Annotated in this window: 14 protein-coding genes; all 14 read left to right on the forward strand. The window is 41.5% G+C overall.

Annotation, left to right across the window (positions count from 1 at the left end; all coding sequences use genetic code 11):
- The first annotated feature begins 110 nt into the window (after window positions 1-110).
- The 14 genes from ACY8D0_RS04355 (at window position 111) to ACY8D0_RS04420 (ending at window position 15125) form a co-directional block, all read left to right on the forward strand.
- On the forward strand, window positions 111-890 hold the full coding sequence (locus ACY8D0_RS04355) for a ribonuclease HII (protein ID WP_462409948.1): 780 nt from the start codon (window positions 111-113) through the stop codon (window positions 888-890).
- Between the two features lie 220 nt (window positions 891-1110).
- The gene (sucC, locus tag ACY8D0_RS04360) at window positions 1111-2271 is read left to right on the forward strand and encodes an ADP-forming succinate--CoA ligase subunit beta (protein WP_462409254.1); all 1161 of its coding nucleotides are present in this window, start codon (window positions 1111-1113) and stop codon (window positions 2269-2271) included.
- 24 nt (window positions 2272-2295) lie between these two features.
- Window positions 2296-3198 (forward strand): succinate--CoA ligase subunit alpha, encoded by a 903-nt coding sequence (sucD, locus tag ACY8D0_RS04365; RefSeq protein ID WP_462409255.1) that lies wholly within the window; start codon window positions 2296-2298, stop codon window positions 3196-3198.
- Window positions 3199-3282: 84 nt separating this feature from the next.
- Window positions 3283-4155, forward strand: coding sequence for a DNA-processing protein DprA (gene dprA / locus ACY8D0_RS04370; RefSeq protein WP_462409256.1), 873 nt, complete (start codon window positions 3283-3285; stop codon window positions 4153-4155).
- A 335-nt stretch (window positions 4156-4490) separates the two neighbouring features.
- Window positions 4491-6569 carry a type I DNA topoisomerase gene (topA, locus tag ACY8D0_RS04375; protein ID WP_462409257.1) on the forward strand — a complete coding sequence of 693 codons (2079 nt, stop codon included), beginning with the start codon at window positions 4491-4493 and terminating at the stop codon, window positions 6567-6569.
- 514 nt (window positions 6570-7083) lie between these two features.
- Complete coding sequence (gene hslV, locus ACY8D0_RS04380; RefSeq protein WP_462409258.1) at window positions 7084-7626, forward strand: ATP-dependent protease subunit HslV; 543 nt, start codon at window positions 7084-7086, stop codon at window positions 7624-7626.
- A 17-nt stretch (window positions 7627-7643) separates the two neighbouring features.
- Window positions 7644-9047 (forward strand): ATP-dependent protease ATPase subunit HslU, encoded by a 1404-nt coding sequence (hslU, locus tag ACY8D0_RS04385; protein WP_462409259.1) that lies wholly within the window; start codon window positions 7644-7646, stop codon window positions 9045-9047.
- A 100-nt stretch (window positions 9048-9147) separates the two neighbouring features.
- On the forward strand, window positions 9148-9927 hold the full coding sequence (gene codY / locus ACY8D0_RS04390; RefSeq protein WP_462409260.1) for a GTP-sensing pleiotropic transcriptional regulator CodY: 780 nt from the start codon (window positions 9148-9150) through the stop codon (window positions 9925-9927).
- Between the two features lie 197 nt (window positions 9928-10124).
- Complete coding sequence (rpsB, locus tag ACY8D0_RS04395) at window positions 10125-10829, forward strand: 30S ribosomal protein S2 (RefSeq protein WP_462409261.1); 705 nt, start codon at window positions 10125-10127, stop codon at window positions 10827-10829.
- A gap of 159 nt (window positions 10830-10988) precedes the next feature.
- Complete coding sequence (gene tsf, locus ACY8D0_RS04400; RefSeq protein ID WP_462409262.1) at window positions 10989-11873, forward strand: translation elongation factor Ts; 885 nt, start codon at window positions 10989-10991, stop codon at window positions 11871-11873.
- Between the two features lie 116 nt (window positions 11874-11989).
- Window positions 11990-12715, forward strand: coding sequence for a UMP kinase (gene pyrH / locus ACY8D0_RS04405; RefSeq protein WP_462409263.1), 726 nt, complete (start codon window positions 11990-11992; stop codon window positions 12713-12715).
- Complete coding sequence (frr, locus tag ACY8D0_RS04410) at window positions 12715-13272, forward strand: ribosome recycling factor (protein WP_462409264.1); 558 nt, start codon at window positions 12715-12717, stop codon at window positions 13270-13272. The genes pyrH and frr overlap by 1 nt, the downstream gene beginning before the upstream one ends.
- A 256-nt stretch (window positions 13273-13528) precedes the next feature.
- Entirely contained in the window at window positions 13529-14305 is a 777-nt protein-coding gene (locus ACY8D0_RS04415) for an undecaprenyl pyrophosphate synthase (protein WP_462409265.1), read from the forward strand.
- A 31-nt stretch (window positions 14306-14336) separates the two neighbouring features.
- A complete protein-coding gene (locus ACY8D0_RS04420) occupies window positions 14337-15125 on the forward strand; it encodes a phosphatidate cytidylyltransferase (protein WP_462409266.1) in 789 nt (262 codons plus the stop codon).
- The last annotated feature ends 1 nt before the right edge of the window (window position 15126 follow it).

The following is a 15126-nucleotide window of genomic DNA, read 5'->3' on the forward strand; positions in this document are numbered from 1 at the left end:
ATCAGGCGCTTCCAGCGTCGAGGAGGAGGCTCTCCGGCACGCCTGCGGGTTCGCTGCAATCAACAGCCAATCACAGCCAATTAACAGTGCCTAAAAAAAGGTGTGAAAAAATGAAAATCAAATCCATCCCAGAAATTGAAGAAACATTAAAAACCAAAAGGGGAGTCACGGACTCGTTGATCCGGGAACTCGAACAAGACGAACGCAAAGGTGTGCAAGCGCTCCTAATGAAATGGAAGAAACAACAGGAACAGGAAAAGTCACTTAAGGAAAAATACTCCGAAATGACCCGTTTTGAGCGCATGTATCGCAGCCAAGGTTTCCATATGATTGCCGGGGTCGATGAAGTAGGCAGGGGACCTCTTGCCGGGCCTGTGGTGACGGCAGCCGTCATCTTGCCTGAGGACTTTTATCTGCCTGGCATTGATGACTCTAAAAAGCTTACAGAAAAAAAGCGTCTGGAGTTTGATGCCATCATTAGGGAACAGGCCTTGGCAATAAGTGTGGCCCTGATTCACGCCCAAGAAATTGATGAAATCAATATATACGAGGCAACAAAAAAGGCGATGAAAACCGCCATAGCCTCTCTCGACCCTGCACCGGATTTCTTGCTGATTGATGCCATGAAATTGGAGACACCGTTTCCTTCCGAATCAATTGTTAAAGGGGACGCTAAAAGTGTCTCGATTGCTGCTGCATCTATTGTGGCGAAAGTGGCCAGGGATGATTGGATGAAGCAGCTTGCCCATACATACCCGGCATATGGTTTTGACCATAATGCGGGCTATGGAACAAAGGAACATATTGAAGCTATTCATGCGCATGGCATTACCCCTTACCATAGAAAGAGTTTCGCACCGGTGAAGGATTATCTTGTCAGCCAAAAATAACATAATAAAAAACGGGCATCTAGCCCGTTTTTTATTATGGTCAAAAAATACTGAAATCCTATTGTTTAGCCATTTTTACATACTTTTTTGCCAATTGGACTATTCACAATATTAAGATGAGTATAATTTTTTGCACATAAAAGTAGACAAGGTATGTTTCATTTTATAAAATGAAAACGGAGTCAAGTTTTCAAAGAGTATGAACTTAGGAGGATGGGAAATGAATATCCATGAGTATCAGGGGAAAGAAATCCTCAGAAAATATGGGGTTGCCGTTCCAAATGGTAAAGTGGCATTCACGGTTGAAGAAGCAGTAGAAGCCGCAAAAGAATTAGGCACACAGGTATGTGTGGTTAAAGCGCAGATTCATGCCGGCGGCAGGGGAAAAGCCGGCGGGGTTAAAGTGGCGAAAAACTTGGACGAGGTTCGTACATATGCCAGCGAAATTTTAGGCAAAACTCTGGTAACTCACCAAACTGGCCCTGAAGGAAAAGAAGTCAAGCGCCTGCTGATTGAAGAAGGCTGTGATATTAAGAAGGAATACTATGTGGGCTTGGTCTTGGACCGTGCTACATCCCGCGTGGTTCTGATGGGCTCTGAAGAAGGCGGCACTGAAATTGAAGAGGTGGCAGCCAATACACCAGAGAAAATTTTTAAAGAAGAAATTGATCCGGTTCTTGGTTTAATGCCATTCCAAGCACGCCGCTTGGCCTTCAATATTAATATTCCTAAAGAACTTGTAAATCAAGCAGTCAAGTTTATGACTGGATTATACAATGCCTATATTGATAAAGATTGCTCAATCGCTGAGATTAACCCTCTTGTTGTAACCGGAGATGGAAAAGTAATGGCGCTTGATGCCAAGTTGAATTTCGATTCCAATGCCCTGTTCCGTCAAAAAGATGTATTGGAATACCGCGATCTTGAAGAGGAAGATCCAAAAGAAATCGAAGCCTCTAAATATGATTTAAGCTACATCGCTTTAGATGGGAATATCGGCTGTATGGTTAATGGTGCCGGGCTGGCTATGGCAACCATGGATATCATTAAACATTACGGCGGGGATCCCGCAAACTTCCTTGATGTTGGCGGCGGCGCGACAGCTGAAAAAGTAACGGAAGCATTTAAAATTATCCTTTCAGATCCAAACGTAAAAGGTATTTTTGTTAATATCTTTGGCGGAATCATGAAATGTGATGTTATTGCTGAAGGTGTTGTGGAAGCAGCCAAACAGGTTGGACTTTCCATTCCTCTCGTTGTTCGTTTAGAAGGAACAAACGTGGACTTGGGCAAGAAAATCCTTTCCGAGTCAGGACTTAACATCCTTGCGGCAGAATCCATGGCTGACGGTGCACAAAAAATCGTTTCATTAGTGAAATAGGATCGAACGAAAGGGGAAATAATCGTGAGTGTATTTATTAATAAAGATACAAAAGTAATTGTTCAGGGAATCACTGGCGGAACTGCTCGGTTCCATACAAAACAAATGCTGGAATACGGTACCAAAATTGTTGGAGGCACGTCTCCTGGCAAAGGCGGTCAAGAGGTAGAAGGGGTTCCTGTATTTAACACGGTGCAAGAAGCAGTGGATACAACTGGTGCCAACGCTTCAGTTATTTATGTGCCAGCTCCGTTTGCAGCTGATTCGATTATCGAAGCGGTTGATGCGGAACTCGACTTGGTTATCTGTATTACCGAACATATTCCAGTACTCGACATGGTAAAAGTGAAACGCTATATGGAAGGCAAAAAGACTCGTCTGGTTGGCCCTAACTGCCCTGGTGTTATTACGGCAGATGAGTGCAAAATTGGCATTATGCCTGGATACATTCACAAAAAAGGCCATGTGGGAGTTGTTTCCCGCTCTGGTACATTGACATACGAAGCAGTTCACCAATTAACCCAGGCAGGAATCGGACAAACAACCGCAGTTGGTATTGGCGGCGACCCTGTTAACGGAACAAACTTCATCGATGTGCTAAAAGCCTTTAACGAAGATCCTGAAACCTATGCCGTCATCATGATTGGTGAAATCGGCGGTACTGCGGAAGAAGAAGCAGCAGAATGGGTAAAAGCAAATATGACTAAGCCGGTTGTCGGCTTTATCGGAGGACGCACAGCACCTCCAGGAAAACGTATGGGCCACGCTGGCGCAATTATTTCCGGCGGCAAAGGAACTGCAGATGAGAAAATCAAAGCAATGAATGCGGCTGGAATTAAAGTTGCCGAAACACCTTCGGTAATGGGTGAAACCTTAATCGAAGTCCTAAAGGAAAAAGGACTTTACGAAACATGTAAAACGCACTAATAAAAATAAGACTGCAAGATTACAGCAGATAGTCCCTCGGAATGTGAGGGGCTATTTGTTTTAGATTATGGAGGCAGGTATGTTATGGATGAATTTAAAGAAAAACTAATTGCTTTGCTTCATTATCCCAACTGCACCTGGAACTTTGTCTATCAAACCTTGAAAAAAGACCCGATGCTTCAATCCTTTCCCCCTTACCGTGGCAGTTACCAACTGAATCTTTCTTCTGTTCCTAACCCTTCTTACAATCCTATCACTTCTTCTTCTTTTTCCGAAATTCTTCATGAGCAAATCCATCAATATCAATCCAATCAAATATCCGTTATCACAATCTTTGACCCCGAATATCCATCCTATTTAAAAGAAATCTACCAGCCGCCATGGGCCTTATTTGCTAAAGGGGATGTTGCCTTGCTTAAAAAAGAACGCTTGCTTGCTGTAGTGGGTTCCCGGCAGGCAACTGAATATGGTAAGAATGCCATCCGGTTAATCTTTCCGGAATTAATAAACAATGGTATTGTCATTGTCAGCGGGTTAGCCCGAGGAATTGATGCGCTAGCCCATGAATATGCTGTTAAAAACGGAGGCCATACAATAGCGGTAATAGCAGGGGGACTCTATCATATATATCCAAAGGAAAATCTCGATTTGGCAAAGGAACTAATGAAAACTCAGCTTGTGATTTCTGAATACCCTCCGGATACCAAGCCGCAAAGATGGCATTTTCCTGCCAGAAATCGTATTATTAGTGGGATGTCCCGTGGAACCTTTATTATTGAAGCAAAAAGGAAAAGTGGCTCCCTGATTACAGCCAATTATGCCGTGAATGAGGGACGGGATGTGTTTTCACTACCGGGAAGTATCTTTAACCCGTTTTCCGTTGGCGCGAATGAATTAATTCAACAAGGCGCAAAATTAGTCACATCTGCGGAGGATATATTAGTGGAATTACAATAAAATGGGACATGTAAATATGAATTTTTTTCAATTTTTGGATGCTTTTTCGAAAAAAATGAAAAAAAATCAACTAAAAAGGTTGAAATTCTTGCTAATATGTATTACATTTTCCAACAGATATCCGGAAAAAAAGAATTGGAGAAATTAAGTAAATAATTAAGTCATAAATATAGAATTTAACTGGACTGGGATAGGGGAGTTTTGTAAAAGGTATTTTTTTTAAGTAAAGTTGTAATAACTGAATTTAGAAACCTTCCCACGATAAGCATACTAGATGAAAGGCATTTGCCAGATCTATTCGCTTAACATTTCCCTCTTAAGGAGGACTTTTTGGAATGTCAGATTATCTTGTAATTGTTGAGTCGCCTGCGAAAGCGAAAACAATAGAACGATATTTAGGCAGTAAGTATAAAGTGAAAGCATCCATGGGGCATGTGCGGGATTTGCCGCGCAGCCAAACAGGTGTTGATGTTGAAAATAACTACGAACCGAAATATATCACAATCCGGGGGAAAGGCCCTGTATTAAAGGATTTAAAAACGGCAGCCAGAAAAGCAAAAAAAGTTTATCTTGCAGCTGACCCTGACCGCGAAGGGGAAGCGATTGCCTGGCATTTAGCCCATAGTTTGGATGTGGATATAAACACGGATTGCAGGGTGGTTTTCAACGAAATCACCAAGGATGCAATAAAGGAGTCATTTAAACACCCAAGGCCGATTAATATGGATTTAGTGGATGCCCAACAAGCAAGGAGGATTTTAGACCGCCTGGTTGGCTACAATATTAGTCCATTATTTTGGAAAAAGGTAAAAAAAGGTTTAAGTGCCGGACGGGTCCAGTCAGTTGCAGTGAGACTAATAATCGACCGGGAAAAAGAGATCCAAGCATTTATTCCAGAAGAGTATTGGACTATTGACGCCGATTTTTTAAAGGGAAAAGATCATTTTAGCGGGGGCTTTTACGCCATTGAGGGTCAAAATAAAATCGAGCTAAAGTCAGAACAAGAAGTTCAAAATATCTTAAAGCAATTAGAGGGGAATAAATTTACTGTCACTTCTGTTTCCAAGAAGGAGCGGAGAAGAAATCCGGCCCCGCCATTTACGACCTCTTCACTTCAGCAGGAAGCAGCCCGGAAATTAAATTTCAGGGCCAAGAAAACGATGATGCTTGCCCAGCAATTGTATGAAGGGATTGAGCTTGGGAAAGAGGGGACGGTTGGTTTAATTACCTACATGAGAACGGATTCCACCCGGGTATCTGAAGTAGCCCAGACGGAAGCTGTTGATTATATCAAAGCAGAATTCGGTGAGCAATACTTAAAGACGGAACAAAAGAAAGAGAAAAAGTCGGCAAATGCCCAAGATGCCCATGAGGCGATTCGACCAACGAGCACGTTCAAGGACCCGAGCAGCTTAAAGGAATATTTGTCCAGGGATCAGCTTCGGCTTTATAAGTTAATATGGGAGCGGTTTTTAGCCAGTCAAATGGCACAGGCCGTAATGGATACCATGAGCGTGGATCTGCAAAATGGCAATGTCGTATTTCGAGCTACGGGTTCAAAAATTAAGTTTCCGGGATTTATGAAGGTCTATGTGGAAGGAACGGACGATCAGGTTGAAGAGTCCAACAAAATGCTCCCTGATTTGAATGAGGGCGACGAAGTGTTCCAGAAGGATATTGAGCCGAAACAGCACTTTACTCAGCCACCGCCGCGATATACTGAAGCAAGACTGGTGAAAACGCTTGAAGAGCTAGGAATCGGCCGTCCTTCAACGTATGCCCCAACATTGGACACTATTCAAAAGCGGGGGTATGTGGCTTTAGATAATAAACGGTTTGTCCCTACTGAATTGGGAGAAATTGTTGATGAACTAATGCTTGAATTCTTCCCGGAAATTATTGACGTAGAATTTACGGCTAGGATGGAGAAAGGCCTGGATTATGTTGAAGAAGGCAAGGTTCCATGGGTACAGGTCATTGACGAATTTTATAAGGGATTCGAAAAGCATTTAAAAATAGCGGAACAGGAAATGGAAAAAGTAGAGATAAAAGATGAGCCGGCGGGCGAGGACTGTGATCTCTGCGGCAGCCCGATGGTGTTTAAAATGGGTCGCTATGGCAAGTTTATGGCTTGCAGCAATTTTCCGGATTGCCGCAATACGAAACCAATTGTGAAGGAAATAGGGGTTACATGCCCGAATTGTCATGAAGGTGCCATTGTTGAGAGGAAAAGTAAGAAGCGACGAATTTTCTACGGCTGCAGTCGGTTCCCGGAATGTGATTTTATCTCTTGGGATAAGCCGCTGCCAAGAAGCTGCCCGAAATGCGAAGGGCTTCTTGTTGAGAAAAAATTGAAAAAAGGTGTCCAAGTTCAATGTATTTCCTGCGATTACAAGGAGGAGCCTCAAGCATAAGAGTGGATATTCTCCACTCTTTTCCATTTGTTTCACCGATAAAAATGTTTTTCGAATTTTTCTTCAAACATAAAACTTTTTTGTTTTTCAATCGTATAGTAAAATGCAGGATGGACTTTATTAAAGAATATGAATCAGAAACAATTCAGAACTTTGTGAAGGTTTTGTAAAATTTGTTGCAAGGGTAATCGAAGTGTGGTACTATTTAGTAGCCATTGACTGAGGGAGATTTCTGCAATTTGTGAATATTTTTTAAACTTTATGGTTTATGTATTTACAAATGAGCCCAATATCCTCAAAATTCAAATTGAATATTATCAACGTGATATCAGTAAATTCCTTTGTTCAAGGCTGAACATAGAGTGTAACAATCACTATATGTAAAACGTTTACTTTATTTTACCGTGGAGATAAATGAATAAATGTTTTGTTAATCATGGGAATATAATATTTTTGTTACATAACCTATACAGCAGAGTGGAAGAAAATACTCCCAAAAAGGAGGAATAGCAGTATGGATCAATTTCATGCGACAACGATATTTGCCATTCACCATAACGGGCAATGTTCAATGGCCGGAGACGGACAAGTAACGATGGGAAATGCAGTAGTAATGAAACACACAGCAAGAAAAGTCAGAAAAATCTTTAATGGCAGGGTTTTGGCAGGGTTTGCGGGCTCTGTCGCCGATGCGTTTACTTTGTTTGAACTGTTCGAAGGAAAACTGGAGGAATTTAACGGAAATCTTCAAAGAGCGTCTGTGGAATTGGCAAAAGAGTGGAGAAGCGATAAAGTCCTCAGAAAGCTTGAAGCCATGTTGATTGTCATGGATCGTGAAAGTTTGCTACTGGTTTCAGGCACCGGGGAAGTGATTGAACCGGATGATGGAATTCTAGCGATTGGCTCTGGCGGCAATTATGCATTGGCAGCCGGCCGCGCTTTAAAAGGCTATTCCGGGGATCATCTGTCAGCCAAGGAAATCGCAAAGGCTGCTTTGGAAATAGCTGCAGATATTTGTGTCTACACAAACCATAATATCATTGTTGAAGAATTATAACGGGAAGGAGATTGAAAATGGCCAGAACAACCGATTTAACCCCCCGTCAAATTGTAGAAAGACTTGATCAGTATATCATTGGGCAAAAGGATGCGAAGAAAGCGGTAGCAGTCGCGCTCCGCAATCGATATAGAAGAGGATTGTTACCGGAGAATCTACGTGACGAAATCATTCCTAAAAATATTCTAATGATTGGTCCTACTGGGGTAGGAAAAACCGAAATAGCCAGAAGGATTGCCAAGCTGGTTGGTGCCCCATTTATTAAAGTGGAAGCCACAAAATTTACCGAAGTAGGTTATGTTGGCCGCGACGTGGAATCCATGGTGCGTGACTTGGCTGAAACTTCCGTTCGACTTGTCAAAGAAGAGCGGATGCAAAATGTCAAGGAACGGGCGGAAGAAAATGCGAATAGCCGTCTTGTGGAACTGTTAGTTCCTTCTGCCAAAAAAACATCCAACTATAAAAATCCGCTGGAAATGCTGTTTGGCGGCGGGAATTCCGCACAGGAGCAAGAAACTCCTCAAGAGGATTATTCTGTTTATGAAAAACGGAAAATTGTCAAAGAGAAATTGGCTTTGGGTCAATTGGAAGATGAAATTGTGACGGTAGAAGTAGAAGAACAGACCCCTTCCATGTTCGATATGCTTCAAGGATCGGGCATTGAACAAATGGGGATGAATATGCAGGATGCGCTTAGCAACTTTATGCCGAAAAAACGGAAAAAAAGAAAGTTGACGGTCCGTGAGGCCAGAAAGGTTTTAACGAATGAAGAGGCTTCTAAACTGATTGATATGGATGAAGTAACCAGTGAAGCAATCTTTCGTGCGGAACAAAATGGCATTATTTTTATCGATGAAATTGATAAAATCGCCAGCAAAAATCATGCTGGTTCTTCAGCGGATGTTTCCAGGGAAGGCGTTCAAAGAGATATTCTGCCTGTAGTGGAAGGCTCGACAGTGGTAACCAAATACGGTTCAATCAAGACGGACCATGTGTTATTCATTGCTGCTGGGGCATTTCATATCGCTAAGCCGTCGGATTTAATTCCTGAGCTTCAGGGAAGATTCCCAATCCGTGTCGAGCTGACTAAGCTTACGGTTGAGGACTTTTATCGGATTTTAGTGGAACCGGATAACGCTCTGATTAAACAATATCAAGCATTATTGGAAACAGAAGGTATACAAATTGAATTTTCTGACGATGCTATTCGTAGAATTGCTGAAATCGCCTTTGAGGTGAACCAAAATACCGACAATATCGGAGCAAGACGCCTGCATACTATTTTGGAAAAATTATTGGAGGATCTATCTTTTGAAGCCCCTGATATTTCCATGGGGAAAGTCACCATCACCCCTCAGTATGTGGACGATAAACTCGGAGCCATATCCAAAAACAAAGACCTAAGTCAGTTTATCTTATAAATAAAGATTTTCTAAAGCTTTCTTTTATATGATGAAGCGAGACCAAGGTTGTAAACTAAAAATTTAATAATGGTTGTTGTTAACTAGGAGGAAGAAACAGATGGATTTACTATCAAAGACACGAAAAATTAATGTATTACTGCAGAAAGCTGCAGGAAAGCCAGTGAACTTTAAAGAAATGGCTGAAACTTTAAGCGAAACAATTGAAGCAAATGTTTATGTCGTAAGCCGCCGCGGGAAACTGCTAGGCTTCTCCATCTATCAGCAAATTGAAAATGAGCGCATTAAAAAAATGTTCGAAGACCGTCAATTTCCTGAAGAGTATACCAATAGCTTATTCAATATTAAAGAAACATCACCAAACCTCGGCATCGAAAGCGAACATACCGCTTTTCCTGTAGAAAATAAGGATTTGTTTAAAGAAGGCTTAACCACCATCGTTCCAATTATTGGCGGCGGTGAACGCCTCGGCACGCTGATTCTTGCCCGATTGCATGAAAAATTCCATGATGATGATCTCATTCTTGCTGAATATGGCGCAACAGTTGTCGGTATGGAAATTCTGCGTGAAAAGTCAGAAGAAATCGAAGAAGAAGCAAGGAGCAAAGCTGTTGTTCAAATGGCCATCAGCTCTCTATCCTACAGTGAACTAGAAGCAATTGAACATATCTTTGAAGAGTTGAACGGTCAAGAAGGATTGTTGGTTGCATCAAAAATTGCGGATCGCGTAGGCATCACCCGTTCGGTTATCGTGAACGCGCTTCGGAAACTCGAAAGTGCCGGAGTTATTGAATCACGTTCCCTTGGAATGAAAGGAACTTACATTAAAGTTCTGAACGATAAATTCCTAGTGGAACTTGAAAAGCTTAAATCTCATTAATATATTTTCTGTGTTCCCAGCCATGGCTGGGAATTTTTTTCGAAACTAAACCTTGATTGTTTAAAAGCCATATGCTATATTAGTTCATGGTGTTAATACACACGCTTGGGGATTTGTCCGGATGGTGCTGTGCGAAGAACAGTTTCTGGGCAAAAATGAGCTGAGCGGAGGAAAACAAACCAATAGGAGGAACTATCATGTCAGTAATTTCAATGAAGCAATTGCTTGAAGCTGGTGTGCATTTCGGACACCAAACTCGCCGTTGGAACCCTAAGATGAAGAAATATATCTTCACAGAGCGTAACGGCATCTACATTATCGACCTTCAAAAAACAGTTAAAAAGGTTGAAGAAGCTTATAACTGGGTGAAGGAACTTTCTGCTAATGGCGGTACAATGCTATTTGTAGGTACTAAGAAACAAGCTCAAGATTCTGTTAAAGAAGAAGCACAACGTTCTGGTATGTACTACGTAAACCATCGCTGGTTAGGTGGTACATTAACAAACTTCGAAACCATTCAAAAGCGTATTGGCCGCTTAAAAGATATTGAGAGAATGGCTGAAGACGGTACTTTCGATGTACTACCTAAGAAAGAGGTTGTACAATTAAGAAAAGAACAAGAGCGTCTTGAAAAATTCTTAGGCGGAATTAAAGATATGAAACAGCTTCCAGATGCACTGTTCATTATCGACCCTCGCAAAGAGAGAATTGCAGTGGCAGAAGCTAGAAAATTAAACATCCCAATCGTCGGTATCGTTGATACAAACTGCGATCCGGATGAAATCGATGTTGTAATTCCAGCTAACGACGATGCTATTCGTGCGGTTAAGCTTTTAACTGGTAAAATGGCTGATGCCATCCTTGAAGCTAAACAAGGTGAAGAAGTACAACCTACAGCTTAATTAAAGCTTTCTTAGAAAAGGTGATAAGAGGGAGACCCTTTATCACCTTTTTTTAAAGAAAAACTCACTGACTGAATTGAAGAGTTGAATGTTTATCTTATGCCTCAATGGCTATGATAGGAGTATAGTACATAAGATAGTTTAAGGAGGAAATAAATAATGGCTATTACTGCTCAAATGGTAAAAGAACTGCGTGAAAAAACTGGCGCAGGAATGATGGACTGCAAAAAGGCATTAACTGAAACAGACGGAGACATGGATAAAGCAATCGATTACCTTCGTGAAAAAGGAATTGCAAAGGCAGCTAAAAAGGCTGACCGTATCGCAGCTGAAGGTTTAACCTCTATCGTAACAAACGGAAACGATGCCGTAATCTTAGAGGTAAACTCTGAAACTGACTTCGTTGCAAAAAATGAAGGCTTCCAAACACTTGTTAAAGAAGTCGCCGAGCATTTGCTTGCTAAGAAGCCGGCAACTGTTGAAGAAGCGTTAGCTCAAACTATGGATAATGGCGCTACTGTTGCTGACCATATTAATGCCGCTATTGCTAAAATCGGTGAGAAATTGACTCTCCGTCGTTATACAATTGTTTCCAAATCTGATAACGATGCTTTCGGTGCATACTTGCACATGGGAGGACGTATTTCTGTATTATCTGTTTTAGAAGGCACTACAGATGCAGATGCTGCTAAAGATGTTTCCATGCATATTGCAGCCTTAAATCCGAAGTATGTCTCCCGTGACCAAGTTTCACAGGAAGAAGTGGAGCACGAACGTCAAGTGTTAACTCAGCAAGCTCTAAATGAAGGCAAACCTGAGAACATTGTCCAAAAAATGGTAGAAGGCCGTCTTGGCAAATACTTCGAAGATGTTTGCTTGCTTGATCAAGCATTCGTTAAAGATCCGGATCAAAAAGTTCGCAAATTCGTTGAATCAAAAGGTGCAACTGTTCGCGAATTTATCCGCTACGAAGTAGGCGAAGGCATCGAGAAGCGTGAAGATAACTTTGCTGAAGAAGTAATGAACCAAGTAAATAGACAATAGTCAACTATTCTCGGGCTCTTACCACATGGGAATGTTACTGCAATAATTTTTGAATAGGGGACACGGAGCGTGTTCCCTATTTTTAAAGTAAAAGCTATTATTTAATGGAGGTTTATATGAACGGTCCTAAGTACAAACGCGTTGTGTTAAAATTAAGTGGAGAGGCGCTGGCTGGTGAAACAGGCTTTGGGATTAAACCTTCAATCATCAAATCAATTGCCACTCAAGTGAAAGAAATTGCCGAACTCGATGTAGAAGTGGCAGTAGTTGTCGGTGGCGGAAATATTTGGCGCGGTAAAATCGGCAGCGAGATGGGGATGGACAGGGCAACAGCTGATTACATGGGGATGCTCGCTACTGTCATGAATTCTCTGGCGCTCCAGGACAGTTTGGAACAGCTTGGAGTGGAATCAAGAGTTCAAACCTCCATCGAAATGCGCCAGGTAGCTGAACCATACATAAGACGCCGGGCCATTCGTCACCTTGAAAAAGGCCGCGTTGTCATTTTTGCTGCAGGCACTGGTAACCCATATTTTTCAACAGACACAACAGCAGCGTTAAGAGCAGCGGAAATTGATGCCGAAGTGATCCTGATGGCCAAAAATAATGTGGATGGTGTATATTCTGCAGACCCTCGTGTGGATGCCAATGCCAAGAAATATGATGATTTATCATTCTTGGATGTCATTAAAGAAGGTTTAGCTGTCATGGATTCCACAGCTTCCTCCCTATGTATGGATAATGATATTCCGCTTATTGTTTTCTCAATTATGGAACAAGGCAATATTAAAAGAGCCGTTTTGGGCGAAAAAATTGGAACTGTTGTGAGGGGGAAAAACTGATGGCAAATCAAGTCATTACTCAGGCAAAAGAAAGAATGACAAAAGCAATTCAAGCTTATACTCGTGAACTTGCTAGCATTCGTGCCGGACGTGCAAGTGCATCGTTGCTGGACCGAATTACGATTGATTACTACGGAGCGCCAACTCCGGTCAATCAATTAGCTGGAATCACAACTCCTGAGGCCAGATTGCTAGTCATCCAGCCCTATGATAAAACCGTTCTTGGTGAAATTGAAAAAGCGATTCTTAAATCAGATTTAGGCTTAAATCCGACGAATGATGGTTCTGTCATTCGACTTGCCATCCCTCAATTGACGGAGGAGCGCCGCAAAGAGCTAGTAAAAGTGGTTAAGAAAGAATCTGAAGAAGCCAAAGTAGCTGTCCGCAATATCCGCCGTGATGCCAATGATGATTTGAAAAAGCAGGAAAAATCAGGTGAGATCACCGAAGATGCACTGCGTGGTTTTTCGGATGATATCCAAAAGTTAACGGATGAGCATATTAATAAAATCGACCAAATTACGAAAGATAAAGAAAAAGAAATTATGGAAGTGTAATTCCAATGCAAGCAACCCTCTTTTTAGGGGGTTTTTTAACTATTATAGGCGTTTTTTTTTAACCAAAACGAAGTTCTGAAAGTTACTAATCGTTATTCTTAATTCGTCCTCTTGTACATATGTTAATTTAAGAGAAATCTTCCTGCATTTTTGGTATGATGAAAGCATATTCGTTTTTGTTTTTTACATAACCGTCAAAATCTTAAGTTTCAGTTTATTATCGGAGGAAACACTACATTATTGGGGGAGCAAAATTATGTTAAATAAAATGAAGCTTTGGAAGAACCAAAAAACCTCTTCCACACTCCGAGATAAAATCGAACAGATAAAAGAAAGGCCCGTACCAGAGCATGTGGCCATAATTATGGATGGAAACGGACGTTGGGCCAAGAAACGGGCCTTGCCGCGGATAGCCGGTCATCATGAGGGGATGAAGGTTGTACGTAAAACCACCATGCTGGCAAATGACTTAGGAATCAAAACCTTAACACTTTATGCATTTTCGACTGAGAATTGGAAACGCCCAAAAAATGAAGTGGATTATATTATGAAATTACCGGAAGAATTTTTGGGTACATTTCTTCCTGAACTCGTGGCCAATAATGTTCAGGTGAAAATGATGGGCTATATAGACCAGCTTCCTCCACACACGCGAAGAGCAATCGAACAAGCAATGGAGCAAACCAAAAATAACAATGGACTAGTACTTAATTTTGCTTTGAATTACGGCAGCAGGGCGGAAATTCTCGATGCGGTAAAACAAGTCTTAAACGATTATAATAATGGTATACTAAATGAAACAGGTATAAATGAAGAAGTTTTTTCATCTTATCTAATGACTTCAGACTTCAAGGATCCGGATCTGTTAATTAGGACGAGTGGTGAGATTCGCTTAAGTAACTTTATGCTTTGGCAACTGGCGTATTCGGAATTTTGGTTTACGGATGTTTTATGGCCGGATTTCAGTGAGGAACACTTAATTGAAGCCATCGAGGCGTACCAAAGCCGGCAGCGCCGGTTTGGGGGAATCTAATACGAGTACCGAAAAGGTGTTGAACTTTTAGATGAAGCAAAGAATTATAACAGGGGTTGTAGCAGCCGCGCTTTTTCTGCCAATCATTATTTACGGCGGACTTCCTTTCGTGTTGGTAACCTACTTGCTAGCGAGCGTCGGTTTGTATGAATTACTAAAGATGAAGGGATTAACCATCTTTTCACCTTATGGGCTCCTATCTCTTTTATTTTTATGGATTGTACTATTTCCATTGCAATATGATGAATATATTAAGTACTTTTATTATTCAAGGATAGACATAGCGATAGCATTTATTCTGTTGTTATTAACCTATACAGTGATTACCAAAAACCGCTTTACCTTTGAAGATGCTGCTTTTTGTATACAATCCGCTATCTATGTGGGGATAGGGTTTTACTTTTTAATCGAAACCAGAGAGGCTGGGCTTATCTATATCTTCTACTCCCTATTTATTATTTGGGCAACCGATTCGGGAGCGTATTTCATTGGAAAAGCGCTTGGTAAGAAGAAGTTGCTTCCGGAAATCAGCCCCAATAAAACGGTGGAAGGGTCTATTGGCGGCGTTGTTTGCGCCATGGTAGTTGCCGCACTGTTTCTTGTATTCTCAGATATTGATGCAGCACCCATTACCCTATTGGGGGCAACCCTCGTGTTATCGATTTTTGGACAAATTGGCGACCTTGTTCAATCCGCATATAAGCGCCATTTCAATGTAAAGGATTCCGGGAATATCTTGCCAGGCCATGGAGGAATACTAGACCGTTTTGACAGTTTATTATTTGTTTGGCCATTATTGCACTTGTTCCATTTATGGTAGA

It is taken from the genome of Neobacillus camarae (assembly GCF_054950115.1).